Source organism: Aeromonas sp. 2692-1 (assembly GCF_013085505.1).
Classification (GTDB): Bacteria; Pseudomonadota; Gammaproteobacteria; order Enterobacterales; family Aeromonadaceae; genus Aeromonas; species Aeromonas hydrophila.
Genome location: NZ_CP038513.1, coordinates 214,709 through 231,954 on the forward strand (window position 1 = coordinate 214,709; position 17,246 = coordinate 231,954).

The window sequence follows — 17,246 nt, forward strand, 5'->3', positions numbered from 1 at the left end:
GGATATGAACCCTATGCCAAACAAAGACCCCACCCTCTGGGCCGCCCTGCTGGCCTGGTTGATGGATAACTGGCCCGCCGTTTCCGGGGCTCTGCTGGCGTTGAGCATTTCATTTATGCGCATCACCTATGACGGCGGCAGCGGGCGCCGCCGCCTGATCGAATCAACCATGTGCGGCCTGATCACCTTGGCCGCCGCATCCGGTACCACCCTGCTCGGCGTCCCCTATGAGGCGGCCCCGTTTATCGGCGGTGTGGTGGGGCTGCTCGGGGTAGACATCATCCGCGAGCGGGCCAAGTTGGTGTTCAACAAGAAGGGAGACAGCAATGCCGCGCAGTAACTGCCACCCGCAAGTGGCCGCCTTTCTCGACATGATTGCCTTTTCAGAAGGCACCAAGGGCCGGGGCGATGACGGGTACAACAAACTGGTCAATCCGGCGGGGTTCTTCACCGACTACCGCACCCACCCGAACGTGCTGGTGCAGGTCAATCCAACCCTGAAAAGCACCGCTGCCGGCCGCTATCAGCACCTGTCAAAGCACTGGGCCCACTACCGCGATCAGCTCGGCCTGCCGGACTTTGGCCCCGAGTCGCAAGATGCCTGGGCAATCCAGCTGATCCGCGAGCGCAAGGCACTGGACGATGTGCTCAAGGGCCGCATCAGCCAAGCGATCACCAAGTGCGCCAACATCTGGGCCAGCCTGCCGGGCGCCGGTTATGGCCAGCGCGAACACAAGCTGGCTGATCTGCTGGCCAAGTTCACTGAGTTCGGCGGGGTGCTGGCATGAACATCCTCAAGGAGTTGTTCTCCAACCTGCTGTTCGTGCTGGTGCTGGCCCTGCTGGTCGCGCTGTTTGCCGGGAACAAGGTACTCGACCAACGCACCAAGGCGCTGGCCGATGCCAACGGCACCATCAGCACCTTGCAGCTGGCCAATCAGCAGATGGCCGAAGAGTTCAGGGCTCTTTCGCTGCAGGAGTCTGGCTTGCGCGCCCTGCTTAAACACCAGAACGCCGCCTTGGCCGAGCTTGACCAACTGAACAGGAAAACCGCCGATGAACTGCAACAAGCCTTGGCCACGCCACCGGAAGGCCGCCCGAACTGCGCTAGTGAGCCTCTGCCTGTTGGCGCTCTGCGCCTGCTCCAGCCAGCCCACAACCGTGGTGCAAACCAAGGTGGTCAAGCGGCTTCCGCCGCCGGGGCTGGTACCAAACTGCCCGGAACCTGAGTTCACGGGGACAACCTACGGCGATGCCGTGCGGTTTATCCCAACCATGCAGACGGCCATGCGCCGCTGCCAAACCCAAATCAACACCCTGAACCACTGGATTGAACAAGAGGAAAACAACTAATGGCAAACCCGATTATCACCCTTGAAGTAGCCGGTAAAGAGCTGAAGTTCGCCCCCACCATGGTGGCCTATAACGGCTTTCTCAACGGCATGATGCCGACCGACAAGGTGGCACCGGCCCACAACTACCTGAAAAAGATCGTCTGCCAGGAAAGCAAAGAGGCGCTCGATGAGCTGCTCAAACGCCCGGGCGCGGCATTGCAACTGGCCGCCGCCATTAACCAGCAGTTCGCCCCCGATCTGGAGATTACTGTAAAAAACTGACGGCGCGCGCCGAGGCCATCGAGCGCAACCAACTGGAGCAGGCGCTGGCGCTGCGGCGCCACTTCCTGCCCCATGACGATGACGATATCGACAGCCTGGCCCGCGCCATCTGGTTAGACAAGCACGTAAGAGAGTCCAACGCCGCCGCCGTGGCAGAGGGCATCGCCAAAGCATTCAACGGATAACGACCTATGGCCTGGATGGAAAAATTGATGATGCAGGTGGCTTTGGTGGATCAAGTCACCAAGCCCCTTGCTGGCATCAATGCCCAGATGGACAAGGTCAGCAAGGCAGGCCGTCAGGGCTGGAGCAGCATGGCTATGGGGGCCACCACGGTGGCCGCCGGTGGCATGGCGATCCAGTCTGCTCTGGGCCCAGCCATCGAAATGGATCGGGCGCTGGGTGAAGTGGCCTCGCTCGATGTGCAAAAGGATGTGCTCGGGGCGTTGGGGCGCGAAGCGCTGGCCCTATCGGTGAAGTACGGCGAATCGGCCACCGAGATTGTCCGTTCCTCCTACGATATCCAGTCGGCGATCGCGGGGCTGGAGGGTAACGAGTTGCCAGCCTTTACCCGCGCCTCCACCACCTTGGCCAAGGCGACCAAGGCCGACACCGCCACCATCACCAACTACATGGGCACCATGTACGGCATCTTTGAGCAGCAGGCCAAGATGATGGGCAAGGCCAACTGGGTGGAAGACTTGGCAGGCAAGACCGCTACAGCGGTGCAGATGTTCAAGACCACTGGCCAGGGCATGGCAGATGCCTTCGGGGCGATCGGGGCGAACGCCACCGCCGCCGGGATCTCGATGGATGAACAGTTCGCCGTGCTCGGCCAGCTGCAAGCCACCATGAGCGGCGGCGAGGCCGGTACCAAGTTCAAGGCGTTTCTGGCTGGTGTGGGCGGTGCCCAGAAGGCGCTGGGTCTGCAATTCACCGATGCAGCGGGAAACATGCTGCCGGTGCTCACCGTGCTGGACAAACTCAAGGCCCGCTATGGCGAAACCCTGAGCGTGGCCGAAGGGGACGAGCTCAAGAAGGCATTCGGATCTGATGAAGCGGTCAGCATGGTAAAGCTGTTGATGACCAACACCAAGGGGCTCGCCACCAACATCAACGCGCTGGCCAACACCCATGGTATGGGAAAGGCAGAGCAGATGGCCGCCGCAATGACAGACCAGTGGCAGCGGGTCGAGCAAGCCTGGTTTGCCATCCGCGCCGCTGCGTTCGGGGTGGTGCTGCCCGCCATCAATGCCGTGGTGGGTGCCTTTGCCGATGGCGCCAACGACGTGCTGCGCTGGACGCACCTCTTCCCGAACCTGACCAAGCTGATCAGCTATGCCGCGCTGGCCATCGTGGGTTTGAGCATGGTTACCGGCACTTGGATGCTGGTTGCCGGTATTGCCAAGCTGGCCACGCTGGGGCTGGGTATCGCCTGGTCAATCATCATTGCCCCGCTCAACCTGCTGAAAGCGGGCCTTGTGTCGTTCCGCGCCATCATGCTGGCGGTCAACATCGCCATGTACGCCAACCCCATTGGCCTGATCGTGGCGGGCATCGTGCTGCTGATCGGCGCGGTGGCAGCTGTCATCTACTACTGGGACGACCTGAAAAAGACCTTCTCTGACTGGGGCGTGTTCCAGCTGCTCGGCAAGTCCATCGACTGGCTGATCGACAAGCTGAACATGATCCCGGGCGTCAACATTGAAGCGGGCTCGATGCCTGATCTGAACCTGCCGAACCCTGCCAACATCAATGCCCCGCTCGCTCGCTATCGCGAAGGGGGGAGCAGCATCCCATCGGGTGGGCTTGGCCAGCAGCTGATCCAGGCCAACGCAGCTGCCACCACCGCCAACCAGAAACCGGCCAAGGTGCTGCACATCGGTGAGGTGCACATGACCAGCCAGAACCCGATGACCCCTGAGCAGATGGCCGAAAACGCATGGCTGGAGACCCCGTGATGAGTGATGCCAAGTACATCGATATCTGGGTGGTAGACGGGGCATGGCAGCTGGATGCCGGTGGCCAACCCCGTTACACCCAAGACCGCCACAGCATCGGTCAGGACATCAAGCACCGGATCATGGAGTCAGGGCTGGCCAGCAAGCTGATCGGCGAGCGCAGCCCCACCCTCCGCGCCGATGTGATGACCGAAATCGAGCTGCTGGTCGAGAACGACACCAGGCTGATCCCCGGCACCATCGTGATCAGCGAAGAGGCACCCGACCGCATCCTGGTCACCGCCCGCACTTATGAATTTGGCGATCTGGAGGTAACCCTGTGAACCTGCGCCCAACCGTGGATTTTATGGCCCTGCTGGCAAAAAGCGGGGTACCGACAACCGAAGAGGCCATGGAGGTCGAGCTCAAGAAGGAGGTGGAGGCCGCCGGTTCGCTCATCACCAACGACAGCGATGTGAGCCCGTTCTGGCGGCTGGTACGCGCCGTGGTCATCACTCCGGCGCTGTGGCTGATCCGTATCCTGCTGGCGGGCCATGTGCTGCCAGCCAGCTTTGCCGCAACGGCGACAGACAGCTATCTGGATCTCAAGGCGTGGGATGTGGACTTGACCCGCAAGCCAGCCCAGAAGACCAGGGGAATCGTCAACTTCACCAAGGTGAACCCGGCAGAGGCCACCACGATCCCGGATGATGTGTGGGTCACCACCGAGCGCATCAACGGCACCATCTACCGCGTCAAGCCGGTGCAGGCGATGGTGAGCCCTGCGGGTGAAGCGGTGGCGCGGGTCGTCTGCGAGGCCGAGTTCGCCGGGGTGGCATGGAATCTGGCCCCCGGCTATTACAACCTGCTGAGCAAGCCGATCACCGGCATCCTGTCTGCCCGCAACTCAGAGAAGGAGTGGATCACCACCCAGGGCGCAGACGCCGAGAGCAATGATGCGCTGGGCCTGCGCATCAAGAACCAGTTCTCGGCAGTGGGTCGCTATCACATCGACGCCATCTATCGCTCCATGCTGGCCAGCGTGGCAGGCATTCGCGCCGATCACATCTTCTTCGAGCACGATGCTCCTCGGGGGCCGGGCACCGCCAACGCCTTCATCCTGCTGGAGGTGGGTACCACTCCCGCCAGCTTGATCGAAAAGCTCAATGACTACGTGAACAACCAGGGCAACCACGGCCACGGAGATGACCTGCAGGTGATGGCCATGCCGGAAACCGAGCACTCCCTGCACCTTGAGCTGTGGCCGATCGAGAACTTGGCCGCCGAGCAGCGGCTGGCGCTGGTCAACGACGTGAAGCTGCTGATCCAGGCAGCATTCCGGCAATCAGCCGACTACCCGGCAGTGACCCGCACATGGCCACAGTCACGCTTTTCACTGAGCCAGCTGGGCCGCGAACTCCATCAGGCATTCCCAGAGATCAAAAGCCTGCACTTCACCGAGCTGGATATCGTCTCTGGTCTCACCATCCCGCGACTGAATGCGCTGGAGGTGTTCCTCCATGACTAAGACAACCGAGCTCAACCACCAGGACAAAGCCCCACAGTTGCCAGACAGCACAGCCCCCTGGTGGGAAGACGGCAAGACCATCGCTGATGGGGTACAGGAACCCGCTTTCTTGGCCAAGGGCATCATGGCGTTCTGGCGCCGGATGCGTGGCTGGCTGTTGCAGCCGTTGGCGCAACAAGACCCGCTGACCTGTTCAGAGGCCATGCTGGCGTTGCTGGCATGGGAGCGCGATATCACCCGCTTCAAGGGGGAGCCGCTCGCCCTGTTCCGCAAGCGCGTCAAGTTCGCCTTTATCAACGCTCAGGACTCGGGAGAGGTGGCGGGCTTCAAGCGCATTTTTGAACGTCTTGGCATCGGTTGGTGCGAACTGCACGAACGCCAGGACGGTACCCCGTGGGACGTTATCACCATCGAGGTGGCTGACAGCGCCCTGACACAAAACCAGCAACTGATGGAAACCCTGATCCAGCACTACGGCCGCACCTGCCGCCGCTACCGCTTCCAGGTGCTCTATCCGGCGATGGGATATCTGCATGCCGGCCGTATCGACATGGGCCATCAGGTGTTCGCCGCCACCCTCAATAAACCAGCCTGCAAGGGTTACCTGCGCGCCGGTCAAATCCATTTCATTCAACACGTTTTTGGGGCCACCCTGCCCCGCAAGGAGTCCTGATGAGCCAGGTCATTACCAACGCATTCGAACAATATTGGCAGTCTTGCTTGGCCGCAGAGAAACCGGTCGTGCTGGATGAGTTTATTCTGGCTGATATCCCCAATCTGGATATCACTTCCCCCATTGATCCGGAGACCGGCATGCCGCCGGAAAGCCAGATCGTGCATCGCCAGAACGTGGACCAGCGCGGCCGCATCAATAACAACGCGGTGGCCTACACCATCGTGATGGATACCACGGTCGGCGACTTCTCGTTCAACGCCATGTACCTGCGCAACAAGCAGAACGGCGTGATCGGGATGATTGTCTACAAAGGGCGCGAGACCAAGCTCAAGACCGACCAGACCACCGGCCAGACCGGCAACTCCCTGGTCAAGTCGATGCTGATGGGTTACGACCAAGCCGCCGAGGCCACCCTCACCCATGTAGATGCAGGAACGTGGCAGATTGACTATGCCGCCAGCCTGCGCGGGATGGATGAAGACCTGCGCCAGCTTGCAAGCCAGCTATATGGTCATCACACATTTATCGGTGACGGCTTCAAGGTGGTCGAGAAGGATGGCGCCTATCAGGTCACCAAGGGCGTGGCTATCGTAGGCGGCCTGCGGGTCGAACTGAAAGCGCCAGAGGTAATCCACCCGGGCACCAAGCCGATCGGCGTCTGGGTTGATGTACATCGTGCAGGTTCGCTGCTCTCAGAACACCAGAACCACTTCACCATCATCACCAGCGTGGCGGATCTGACCGACCATGTGGACAGCAACGGCTATCAGCACTATGTGGCCAAGCTCGCCACCGTGCTGGCAGATGGAACTATCGAGGATGGCCGAGGTAGTGCAGGAGGTGGCAGTGGTGGGGCTGGTTCAATCCCTGACACCTTCGCCCTGTGGAAGCGATCGATGGCTGAGGCAGATTATGACCTGATAGGCCAGTTCGGCACCAAGAATGTTATTGAAAAAGCCAATCAGGTGCTTCTGAGCAAAGATGGAACGCAGGTTTATGCATGGATGGGGGAGCTGCCGAAGAGTATTGATGAGGACTCTACTCCAGGGACCTCGAATGGTTTAGTAAATAACCTATGGAAGGAAGTCAGTAGCGAAACTCTTAATTACAAGATGGCTGAAGCTGGCGGAAGCAAAAGAATTGGTTTTGAACAAGCTGGTTCAGGCTCATATGCCAGAACAGTGGGGAGTAAACTGCAAGAGCGTATAACCCCAATGGATAAAGGGGCGGTTGGTGATGCAAAAACGAACGACCAAGCAGCATTCGATGCGCTAGAGGCGTCCTTCTCAGGTCAAGTCGTTGACCTGATGAGCAAGACATACCTTGTTGCAGCTATACCAACAGGTAACCGTTACGCCAACGGATATTTTAAGGTTGGTTCAAGTACGTTCAAAGCCGTGTTCGACACCGCCCCAAAGTTTGGATCTGGACGCATTGTTAGTGGAGAAGGGGCTCTGGCATCGCTGGCAGATGATTATGATATTGGTCCTGACGGGTTTGTCGCCGCCATGGGGCCTGGGGCAATGGGTAGCGCCACCAGAGTTAAAAAGGCTATGGCATGGGGACCTGGCTCGATGTCAGAGGGGATAACGCTGAGGGATAATATCGGCATCGGTGAGGATACCCTCAAGTTCATCGAATCAGAAAGCCCAGACTACGGACCTTTTCCCGGTACGAGAATGCTGGCGATTATGAGCAATTCATTCCGGTTCGCCACAACGGCAAACCGTGGTGTAGGACTTGGTAGAAACACAGCTCAGGCAGTTACCACATCAATTAAGGTAACTGCGACTGGCGCTAATGCGGTATCGTCATATTGCCCGATTGATTGGACAGGAGAGATAACCAACCCGACACCTGTAACAGCCGATGGCATTACAGCATATGGCGCCGACACTCTATCTCTTTGTGATGGCGCAGAAGATACTGCAATCGGCGTTAGCGCTGGCCAGAACATCAAGAAAGCTGATGGAAACTATTTCGGAGGCGCTGGAGCCGGTAGATTACTTGACTCTGACCTGTCTAATGCAAATAAGGTATTAGATCTCACTGTTCGCACTGGGACATACACGGTGAGCGGGACCGCTGTAACTGTCAAAGCAACTGGAGTATCCGCAGTTGTTGGTAACCGTGTGCGGTTGCGGGCAACTACAGGCCCCTTGGTGCTATCGGACGCGGTTGATGTTGTGGTGGTCACTGCCCCCACGGCTGACCAGTTCACATTCACCTGTCCCGTTGCATTCTCTGGTTCTGGCAACATTGAAATTACCAAAGTAGAGACAGCAACCACGCGCACGCCAAGTCGCTGGAACTCACTCTGCGGTGCTCGTTCCGGTGAGCTTGCCACATCCATGCAGGAGTGCGCTTTTAATGGATACAGCACAGGAAAGGTATTTAACGGTACGGCAGCCACGTTACATGGTTGGGGATCCGGCTTTTTCCTGGAATCGGGAACGAAAATATCAGGGTATGGGCATATGTCGTTGCGATTTATGCAGGACGGAACGCCAGCCACTAACCTGACCAACGTTACGGGGCTTGGCGCCAACTCCAAGGTTTCTGGCGATAACCAGCTCCAGCTCGGTGACTCGGCTACCACCCCTTACGCTTTCGCCCCGCTGCAAATCCGATCCGATGAGAGAGACAAGAGCCTGCAGCGTAGAATACCGGGAGAGTTGGCAGTTAAGTTTGTAAGAGGATTGGAGGCGTGGTTCTACAAAATGGACCTACGTGATGACTACTTCGAAGAGGAGTTTGTACAAGTAGGCATTGACGAAAAAGCTATGCCGATTTTTGAAGCTCGCTTAAAGCCAATCCCAAAAGATGGAAGTAAGACCCGTAAGCGTGACCATGCAGGGTATCTGACACAACAAGTAAAGCGGTTGATGGATGAACTCGGTATTGATTTTGGTATTTACCAGGACCACTTAGTAAATGGTGGATGTGACGTTCAGTCGCTTGCTTATGAACAGTCTATTCCAATGATATCGACAGCTGTTGGCGTGATATTGGATAGATTGGATTTAATCGAAAAGAGGCTGGGAAATATTGATGCTGGTAAATGAAAGTTTGCCATTAGGCAGCTGTTTAACAGTTGCACCATATCAAAATAGAGTCGGGCAACAGCAGAACACCATAAAAATAATAGTCGCCAAACTTCAGGATGGGGCTGATCCCCATCTTCCTGCAGGCCAGCTCCATGCCGTCGCTTGGATGGTGACAGCAACCAGCGAACAGGAACTGGCCGCCAAGTTAGCCGAGGTCTGCGCCGTACTGCCACTGCCTGAGTGGTGCGCCACCCTACGCCGCCTCACCGCAGAGAACGACCTGATGGCACAACCAGCTGCGGCCATGGTGCCTCGCTGGAAGGCGGACGACACGCTGATCTGGGATCCGCTGCGTCGTCACATGCAGGTCTCTGCCGCTCGCGATGCCATGCAGCAGAGCGAGGACAATACGCCATCACCGGACAGCACCCGCGCCAAGCTGGCAGCGCTGACCAACAAGCGCACCGCCCGCATCGCAGAACTGGACGCAGAGCTGGCCACCAAGCCGAGCTTGTCCGGAAAGCTGTGGAGCTGGCACGGTTATGGCGATCCGGCGAGCCTTGCCGCCCAGTTGCAGGGGAGCGATCACCCGGATCACAGCCATGCCGTTGGCGCCATGCTGCTCTCAACAGAGCCGCTCACCTACTGGCAGGAGTTAACCCAATGAGCCGGACAGCCATGCTCACCCTGGACGGTGAGCCCATTGTGATGAAGTCGATGCGGATCTCGGCATCGATGCAGTTTCAGGACAAGGACAACAGCGGCCAAACCAGCTCGACCAGCAGCTCGGAGCAGGGGGAGAAGGCCAAGGAGCTCGATGTATCTGGTTTGGTGCCGTTCAACGATGAGCAGACCCTGAACCGGCTGTTTGAGCTGGCCGCAGCCAAGCAAGACGGCGGACAGCGCCATATCTATCGGGTCGGTTCGCTGCTGGCCAAAGGCGTGAAGGTGCGCCAGGCCAAGTTCGCGGGGCGCATCACCGCCAGCGAGCAGGAGGGTCTGTTGGCGTGGCAGGTGCAATTCACCTTGCGCGAACATAACTCGGTACCGGAGAAGCGCGAGCAGCGCCAGCCCAAGCCAAAAGTGACTGTCGGGCAGGGAGCCGAGAACGCATCGACAGCCAATACCCCCAGCACCACAGCCACTACCGAGCAAGAGCAGTTGAGCTCATGGGAAAGGATGGTCAAGGGGCTGGATGACAAGCTGGGAGATGTAATGGCGTGAAACTTGCGACCAATATGACGGTAGGTGGCGAGCAGCGTCACCTGGTAGACCATGACATGGTGCTGGACTTGTCAGTCGGTGGCCGCGCCTCGATGACCATTGAGGGGGCCGCGAGCAAGGGGCAGGTGATGACCGTGGACATTGGCTATAACAGCCAGCTGCGCCGCTGGTTCACCGGCTATGTCTATGATGTGCAACCAGCCGCCAACGGGGCCAGCAAGCTGATGTGTCGTGAACTGGCGGGGGTATTGGGTAGCCGGTTCCCTATCAGCATCCAGCACCCCACCTTGCGCAGCGTGCTGGCGTGGTTGTCTGAACAAACCAGCCTCACCTTCCTGCTGCCTGATGGGGTGGACTACACCGACACCCAGATCCCCAACTTCACCAGCGCGGGAACCGGTTATCAGTTGCTGAACAACGCGGGCCGCGCATTCTCGGTACCGGATTTCATCTGGTATCAACAGCCGGATGGCGCCATCTTCGTGGGCAGTCATGCCCATAGCCGTTGGGCGGGTCGGCCGGTCGAGCTTGATCCGGCCTTCTCTGCACGTCAGGCTGGCAACACCATCACCACCGCGCCGATCCCGGCCATGCGCCCGGGGGCCATCGTCAACGGTCAGCGGGTGGTGCGGGTGCGCCTCAAGGGTGATGAGATGACGCTCACCACCGCCACCCCGGATAAACCGGTCAAGTCGCCAGAGCGCCGCAAGATGGAGGGGGAGTTCCCCGAGCTGGCCGACAAGATGCACCTGCCCAAGTTCGGCCGGGTCGAGGCAATCAGCGACAGGGCGGCCGCTGGCCAGCTCAATGATCCATTCCGCCCGCGCTATGCGGTGGATGTGCAGCTGCTGGGCGAGGATGGCAAGCCGGATGAACAGGCGCCGCTCTATCGCGCCGTGCCGCTGCCGGTGATGTTCGGCGGGCCTGAGCAGGGGCTGCTGCAGTTCCCTGTCGAAGGAACGCTGGTCGAGCTGGGGTTTGCCTTCGGTCGCGCCGATCGACCCTTTATCCGTACTATCCTGGGCACTGGTTGGGCGCTGCCGGATATCGAGCCGGGCGAGCAGCTGCAACAGCAACGAGCCGAAGTGTTCAGCCGCACCGATACTGTGGGCAACCAAACCAGACACACTGACCGCCGACAGCACGACAAGGCGCTGCGGATGATCCGCGAGGCAGACGAGTACCTGGGCGAGTTCGGCCAGCACCAGATGACTGTCTTGGCCAACAGCGTGGAAGAGATTGGGGCCATGAAGCGCATTGAGGCGCTCGGGGATATCGAGCTGCTGACAGCTGAGGATATGATCCTGGGCAGCGCTGGCAACATGAGCACCACCACCGGCGGCAATCTGGAAGAGGATATCGCGCTGGTTCGCCGGGCACTGGCAGGTGAGCTCCAGCACTTCGAGGCGCCAAAGTCGTGGATGGGTACCGAGGGAACCAACATATTCCGCCTGCTAAACCAACTGATGACAGTAGTGGAGCAGCTGGCCGCCACAGCCGCGAGCCACAACCACGGCGGGCCAGGGCCAACCAATGCCGAGACATTCACCGGCCAGAGCCAGCAGGCTGGGCAACTGGCCGGAACCCTCGCCGCCATCATCGAGTAACCCACCAAGCAACCAAGCAAAGAAGGCCCCGCATCTGCGGGGCCTTCTTCTATCTGCCTGACAGCGCCTGAGCATGGCCAGGGAAGGGCGCCGCATGTTAGGGGCACCATCAGGCAGGCGCACAGCATACGTGAAGCACAGGGCCGCGCACAGCCGCCAGCGCGTGGCGGAGAAGCCCACGGCGGCGTCTGCGTCACGGAATCCGCGCTCTTCCGCTCCCGCCTGCGCGGCTCATCAAATAAATTTTTTGCAAAAGTGGATTACCGCAAAACCATATGCCCAGGCCGCGCCAGACAAAGGATCTGGGTCGCGCTGAGGATCTGCAAAGAAGGATCTTTTTTTCACTGTTTTGCAGTTATCGCCACCGGATTTCAGCAGGCGAAAAAATGTAAGTTGTTGATTTTGCTGTGGTGTGCGTGTTTTCCGTGGGGATTGGGACGATCTCGGGGGAGCTCGTAGTGCGCGGTCTGGTTCGCTAAATATCTTTTGTTTCAGTTGGTTAGGTTCAATTCGAGGGATTATGGAAACTGAAATTTTGAAGCGGCACTGAGCGGGGCGGAAGCTGCGGCGAGTGCGCCACGGAAAAGAGGTTTTTTATTGTTTGTGTCCGGTCACGCTTGCCGGAGCGGCTATCGATGTGGACACACCAAGACACCGATCATCTAAACCTCGGTGGACACGATATGGACACATGGCCATTTTGGGGAGCCAGAAAAGCTTAAGGCCACCCGCTTGGGTGGCCTTAAGTCATTGAATTCTAAATGGTGCCCGGGGTCGGACTCGAACCGACACGATTATTCATCGGCGGATTTTGAATCCGCTGCGTCTACCGATTTCGCCACCCGGGCAACTGCGAGGGATTATACGAATGGCGCTTGGGCATGCAAGGTGTTTTTCTTGCTCTCACAGTCGTTTGCTCATTTATTCAACGCCTTGCCGAGGCTGGGTCAGTTACATAGAATGCCCGCATCATATTAATGGAATAAAAACGATGGCCAAGCGTAAATCCGTCCAACCGACACCGACCCCTCCCGCGACTGCGCGCTACCCTTCTGCCGGCCTGCTGCGCCGGCTCGGCGCCCTGCTCTATGACTATCTGGTGGTCATCTCATTGCTGATCATCGCCGGCTTTATCGGGATGGGGGTGGCACACTTGCTGCTGGCAACCGGCATGGCGACCGTGCCCGAAGGCAAGGACGCCGCCTGGCTGCTGACCAGCCCCATCTACAGCGCCTGGCTCGCCTTCGTCATCTGCGGTTTCTACACCTGGTTCTGGACCCGTGCCGGTCAGACCATCGGCATGCGGGCCTGGCGTCTGCGCATTCAGAATGCCGACGGCAGCAACATTCGCATCACCCAGGCCCTGATCCGGCTGGCCACGGCGGCCTTCGGTCTCGGCAACCTGCTCTGCCTGTTCAACCACAAGTCACCCCGTGCATTTCAGGACATCTGGTCCGAATGCGAAGTGGTGGTGCTCGGCAAACAGGAGAACCTTGAACAGCTCAATCGCTGATCCTGTGGCAGCAACGAAAAAGGGCACCCCGAGGGTGCCCTTTTTGCTGGCCGACACGCTTACTGCTTGCGGCTCAGGATATAGAAGGAAATACCGCCAAACAGCAGTGATGCAGGAGCGATGGCCGCGCCTTTTGTCAGCAGCGCCACTGCCCTTCAGGCCGCTACTGCTTGCGGCTCAGGATATAGAAGGAGATACCGCCAAACAGCAGGCTCGGCGCGATGGCCGCCAGGATCGGCGGTACCGCATACACCAGGCTGATGGGGCCGAACACCCGATCGCTGACGTAGACGGCAAAGCCGGTCATGATCCCCATCAGCATCCGCGCCCCCATGCTGACCGAGCGCAGCGGGCCGAAGATGAAGGAGGAGGCCAGCAGGATCATGGCCACCACCGAGAGCGGTGACAGCAGCTTGCGCCACATCTCCAGCTTGTAGCGCCCGGCATCCTGCTTGTTGGCATCCAGATAGCCGATGTAATCCAGCAGTCCCGCCACCGGCAGGTTTTCGGGATCGATGCTCACCACCCCCAGCTGTTTGGGCGTGAGCTCTGAGCTCCACTCCATCTGGGGCTGAGTTTCGCTCATGATCTGCCTGGGGTCATCGAAGCGGGTCACCTGTACCTGCTTGAGCAGCCAGTGATGCTGCTCGAACACCCCTTCCTGCGCCTGCAGGATATCGATCAGCTTGCGCTCCGGGGTGAAACGGTAAAGGGTGATGCCAGTCAGCGCGCCATCGTTGCGCACCCCGTTGATATTGACGAAGTTGTTGCCATCGCGGGCCCACACCCCGTAAGCCGATACGGTCAGCCGCCCCTCAGACAGGGCACCCGCCTTGATGTCGTCCGCCATCCGCTTGGCGATGGGGGCCACGTACTCCCCCATCAGCCCCACCAGGATCATCAACGGGATGGCGGTCTTGAGCGCCGCCATCACTATGCTGATCTTGGAGCGGCCCGCCGCCTGCATCACCACCAGCTCGGAGCTGGTCGCCAGCTGGCCCAGACCGATGAGGCCACCCAGCAGGGCCGCCAGCGGGAAGAAGAGCACCGCCTCTTTCGGCATGGAGAGCAGCACATAGTAGAGGGCACTGAGCATGTCGTAGTTGCCTTCTCCCACCGACTTCAGCTGCTCCACGTACTTGATGAGCGCCGCCAACCCGACCAGGGTCAGTTCGCACAGCAGGACCGACATGAAAATAACCCGGCCGATATACCTATCGAGAATGCCAAACATCAGTAGAGACTCCCAGATGGCAACATCATGCCGATTTTCTCTTGAAATAGAGGGTCTTGACCCCGTTCCACCAGCTGGTGCCCTGCAGGTTGAGCGGCAACCCGATCAGCAGCAGATAGACCAGCGGCACCAGGAACATGCCGGGCCAGTGCGGCAGCCGGCCGCTGTCGATGGCAGAGCGGGCGGCACTGAGCAGCAGGAAGTAGGAGAGATAGAGCAGGATGGCCGGCAACAGCTTGGCATAGCGGCCCTGACGGGGGTTGACCCGCGCCAGCGGCACCACCAGGAAGGTCAGCACCAGAATGGAGAGCGGCAGCGACAGGCGCCACTGCAATTCGGCCATCAGCTGGTTGTCCTGGGTACCCAGCAGCTCCATGGTCGGCTTGGCCGCCGCCTTGCGGTTGGAGCGCTCCATCTCCTGCTGGCGGATCACCAGGCTGTACTCGTCGAACTCGGAGATCTGGAACTGGCGGGTATTGAAGTGCCCCTCGTAGCGGGAGCCATCCTTCAGGGTCAGCCACTGCAGACCGTTGCTGTCGACCGTGACCACCCCTTCGGTCGCCACCACCACCGACGGCGGCTTGCCGTCCTGGGAGCGCTGCAACACGAAGATTTTCTGCAGTTTGGAGCCCTTGTCGTTGAGGTCCTGGATGTAAGCCACCAGGCGCCCCTTGTCGAGCTCCATGAAGCGGCCGGCCTGCAGGAAAGAGATACCCGGATCGGCCTTGAACTCGTCGATCACCTGGTACTCGCGCTCCTTGGCCTGCGGGGCCACCCAGCCGGTGTTGAAGGCGGCAACGGCCGCCGTCAGCAAGGCCAGCACCATGGCGCTGCGCATCACGAAACGGTGGCTGAAGCCCACCGCATGCATCACCGTCATTTCGCTTTCGGCGTAGAGGCGCCCGTGAGCGAACAAGATGGCCAAAAACAGGCTGATGGGCAGCATCAACAGAGCCATGTTGGGCAGGTTGAGCAGCAGCAGGGTGGAGACCAGGCGCGTCGGCACCTCACCATCGGCGGCATCGCCGATGATCTGGATGAATTGCTGGCTGACGAAGATGAGCAGCAGCACGAATAATACCGCCAGCTGGGTTTTCAGGGTTTCCCTGAACAAATATCGGAAAACGATCACAGTCATTCCCAAGTAAACTTGTGTTTTTAGTCGAATGCCTGAAAAATAGGGCCGTATATTGGATTTTTACCAGTTTGAACTGCGGAGCCAGTGCCTGTTCGCTCCGCCTCTGATACCCCAACAAGCACCGCATTATTCAATAAAAGGTGCCTTTTGTCTTTAGGATGTAGGAGATTCCATGGAGTTCAGTGTAAAGAGTGGCAGTCCTGAGAAGCAACGCAGTGCCTGCGTCGTGGTCGGCGTATTCGAGCCGCGTCGCCTCTCTCCGGTTGCCGAACAACTGGACAAGATCAGCGATGGCTACATCAGTTCGCTGCTGCGCCGTGGCGACCTGGAAGGGAAACCAGGCCAGATGCTGTTGCTGCATCAAGTACCGGGCGTGCTCAGCGAGCGCGTGCTGCTGGTCGGTTGCGGCAAGGAGCGGGAACTCGACGAACGCCAGTACAAGCAGATCATCAACAAGACCATCACCACCCTCAACGAAACCGGCTCCATGGAGGCGGTCTGCTTCCTGACCGAGCTGCACGTCAAGGGACGGGATACCTATTGGAAGGTGCGCCAGGCGGTGGAAACCACCAAGGCGGGCCTCTACAGTTTCGACCAGTTCAAGACCAACAAGGCCGAGCCGCGCCGTCCGCTGCGCAAGCTGGTATTCAACGTGCCGACGCGTCGGGAACTGACCATTGGTGAAAAAGCCATCGCCCACGGTCTGGCCGTGGCGAAAGGGGTGCGCGTCTGTCGCGACGTGGCCAACATGCCGCCCAATGTCTGCAATCCGGCCTATCTCGCCTCCCAGGCCCGTCGTCTGGCCGATGCCTTCGACAACATCACCACCAAGGTGATCGGCGAGCAGGAGATGGCCGAGCTCGGCATGAACTCCTATCTGGCGGTGGCCCGCGGCTCCGACAACGAAGCTATGATGGCCATCATCGAGTACAAGGGTCATCCGGATGCCAAGCCCATCGTGCTGGTCGGCAAGGGACTGACCTTCGACTCCGGCGGCATCTCCATCAAGCCGGCCGAGGGCATGGACGAGATGAAGTACGACATGGGTGGCGCCGCCTCCGTGCTCGGTACCATGCACGCCCTGGCCCAGCTGCAGCTGCCCATCAACGTCATCGGCGTGCTGGCGGGCTGCGAGAACATGCCAGGTGGCAACGCCTATCGCCCGGGTGACATCCTCACCTCCATGTCCGGCCAGACCATCGAAGTGCTCAACACCGATGCGGAAGGCCGCCTGGTGCTGTGCGATGCGCTGACCTACGTGGATCGTTTTGATCCGGAAACCGTGATCGACGTGGCCACCCTGACCGGTGCCTGCATCATTGCGCTGGGTCACCACACCACGGGGCTCTTGGCCAACCACAACCCGCTGGCCCACGAGCTGCTCAATGCCTCCGAGCAGGCGGGTGATCGCGCCTGGCGTCTGCCGCTGTTCGACGAGTATCAGGAACAGCTGGAGAGTCCGTTTGCCGACATGGCCAACATAGGCGGCCGCCCGGCCGGTACCATCACCGCCGCCGCCTTCCTGTCACGCTTCACCAAGAAGTACAACTGGGCCCACCTGGATATCGCCGGGACCGCCTGGAAGAGTGGCAAGGAGAAAGGCTCCACCGGGCGTCCGGTGCCCCTGCTGACCCAGTTCCTGCTGAACCGGTCAGGGGTGGTCATCGAAGAGAAGGAGTAACCCTTTTATCCCGTTCGATACGTGCATCAAACGGGATGGCGTT

17 protein-coding genes and 1 tRNA gene are annotated in these 17,246 nt (G+C 59.5%); 15 read left to right on the top strand and 3 right to left on the bottom strand.

Features of this window, described 5'->3' with window-relative positions; genetic code table 11:
* Positions 1-13: 13 nt before the first annotated feature.
* The 13 genes from E5E97_RS01155 (at position 14) to E5E97_RS01210 (ending at position 11,637) form a co-directional block, all read left to right on the top strand.
* Positions 14-340 carry a phage holin, lambda family gene (locus E5E97_RS01155; RefSeq protein ID WP_019838947.1) on the top strand — a complete coding sequence of 109 codons (327 nt, stop codon included), beginning with the start codon at positions 14-16 and terminating at the stop codon, positions 338-340.
* Positions 327-788 (top strand): glycoside hydrolase family 104 protein, encoded by a 462-nt coding sequence (locus E5E97_RS01160; protein ID WP_171279753.1) that lies wholly within the window; start codon positions 327-329, stop codon positions 786-788. Before E5E97_RS01155 ends, E5E97_RS01160 begins: the two co-directional genes overlap by 14 nt.
* Positions 785-1,228 carry a hypothetical protein gene (locus E5E97_RS23450; RefSeq protein WP_171279754.1) on the top strand — a complete coding sequence of 148 codons (444 nt, stop codon included), beginning with the start codon at positions 785-787 and terminating at the stop codon, positions 1,226-1,228. The genes E5E97_RS01160 and E5E97_RS23450 overlap by 4 nt, the downstream gene beginning before the upstream one ends.
* A complete protein-coding gene (gene lysC, locus E5E97_RS23405) occupies positions 1,110-1,352 on the top strand; it encodes an Rz1-like lysis system protein LysC (RefSeq protein WP_236707760.1) in 243 nt (80 codons plus the stop codon). Before E5E97_RS23450 ends, lysC begins: the two co-directional genes overlap by 119 nt.
* Complete coding sequence (locus E5E97_RS01170; protein WP_171279755.1) at positions 1,352-1,615, top strand: putative phage tail assembly chaperone; 264 nt, start codon at positions 1,352-1,354, stop codon at positions 1,613-1,615. The genes lysC and E5E97_RS01170 overlap by 1 nt, the downstream gene beginning before the upstream one ends.
* A gap of 191 nt (positions 1,616-1,806) precedes the next feature.
* Positions 1,807-3,576: a phage tail tape measure protein gene (locus tag E5E97_RS01175; RefSeq protein WP_171279756.1), complete on the top strand. Its 1,770-nt coding sequence runs from the start codon at positions 1,807-1,809 to the stop codon at positions 3,574-3,576.
* Positions 3,576-3,899: a DUF2590 family protein gene (locus tag E5E97_RS01180; RefSeq protein WP_016352032.1), complete on the top strand. Its 324-nt coding sequence runs from the start codon at positions 3,576-3,578 to the stop codon at positions 3,897-3,899. Before E5E97_RS01175 ends, E5E97_RS01180 begins: the two co-directional genes overlap by 1 nt.
* Positions 3,896-5,083, top strand: coding sequence for a baseplate J/gp47 family protein (locus E5E97_RS01185; RefSeq protein ID WP_171279757.1), 1,188 nt, complete (start codon positions 3,896-3,898; stop codon positions 5,081-5,083). The genes E5E97_RS01180 and E5E97_RS01185 overlap by 4 nt, the downstream gene beginning before the upstream one ends.
* Complete coding sequence (locus E5E97_RS01190; protein ID WP_171279758.1) at positions 5,076-5,756, top strand: phage tail protein; 681 nt, start codon at positions 5,076-5,078, stop codon at positions 5,754-5,756. Before E5E97_RS01185 ends, E5E97_RS01190 begins: the two co-directional genes overlap by 8 nt.
* The gene (locus E5E97_RS23455; RefSeq protein ID WP_253265134.1) at positions 5,756-8,824 is read left to right on the top strand and encodes a phage tail protein; all 3,069 of its coding nucleotides are present in this window, start codon (positions 5,756-5,758) and stop codon (positions 8,822-8,824) included. Before E5E97_RS01190 ends, E5E97_RS23455 begins: the two co-directional genes overlap by 1 nt.
* 148 nt (positions 8,825-8,972) lie before the next feature.
* Complete coding sequence (locus E5E97_RS01200; protein ID WP_253265135.1) at positions 8,973-9,473, top strand: hypothetical protein; 501 nt, start codon at positions 8,973-8,975, stop codon at positions 9,471-9,473.
* Complete coding sequence (locus E5E97_RS01205; protein ID WP_171279759.1) at positions 9,470-10,030, top strand: hypothetical protein; 561 nt, start codon at positions 9,470-9,472, stop codon at positions 10,028-10,030. The genes E5E97_RS01200 and E5E97_RS01205 overlap by 4 nt, the downstream gene beginning before the upstream one ends.
* Complete coding sequence (locus E5E97_RS01210) at positions 10,027-11,637, top strand: hypothetical protein (protein ID WP_171279760.1); 1,611 nt, start codon at positions 10,027-10,029, stop codon at positions 11,635-11,637. Before E5E97_RS01205 ends, E5E97_RS01210 begins: the two co-directional genes overlap by 4 nt.
* A gap of 762 nt (positions 11,638-12,399) precedes the next feature.
* Here E5E97_RS01210 and E5E97_RS01215 read toward each other — a convergent pair.
* Positions 12,400-12,485: transfer RNA gene (locus E5E97_RS01215), tRNA-Leu, on the bottom strand.
* Positions 12,486-12,628: 143 nt separating this feature from the next.
* On the opposite strand from E5E97_RS01215, the gene E5E97_RS01220 reads away from it, so the two are divergent.
* Positions 12,629-13,150, top strand: a complete 522-nt coding sequence (locus E5E97_RS01220) for an RDD family protein (RefSeq protein ID WP_171279761.1) — start codon at positions 12,629-12,631, stop codon at positions 13,148-13,150.
* Positions 13,151-13,313: 163 nt separating this feature from the next.
* Here the strand turns inward: E5E97_RS01220 and lptG are convergent, their stop codons facing one another.
* Positions 13,314-14,384 carry an LPS export ABC transporter permease LptG gene (gene lptG / locus E5E97_RS01225; protein WP_011707420.1) on the bottom strand — a complete coding sequence of 357 codons (1,071 nt, stop codon included), beginning with the start codon at positions 14,382-14,384 and terminating at the stop codon, positions 13,314-13,316.
* Between the two features lie 25 nt (positions 14,385-14,409).
* Entirely contained in the window at positions 14,410-15,522 is a 1,113-nt protein-coding gene (lptF, locus tag E5E97_RS01230) for an LPS export ABC transporter permease LptF (RefSeq protein WP_005305138.1), read from the bottom strand.
* A gap of 172 nt (positions 15,523-15,694) precedes the next feature.
* Between lptF and pepA the strand changes: the two genes are divergently transcribed.
* Positions 15,695-17,203 (top strand): leucyl aminopeptidase, encoded by a 1,509-nt coding sequence (pepA, locus tag E5E97_RS01235; RefSeq protein WP_011707422.1) that lies wholly within the window; start codon positions 15,695-15,697, stop codon positions 17,201-17,203.
* Positions 17,204-17,246: the final 43 nt, after the last annotated feature.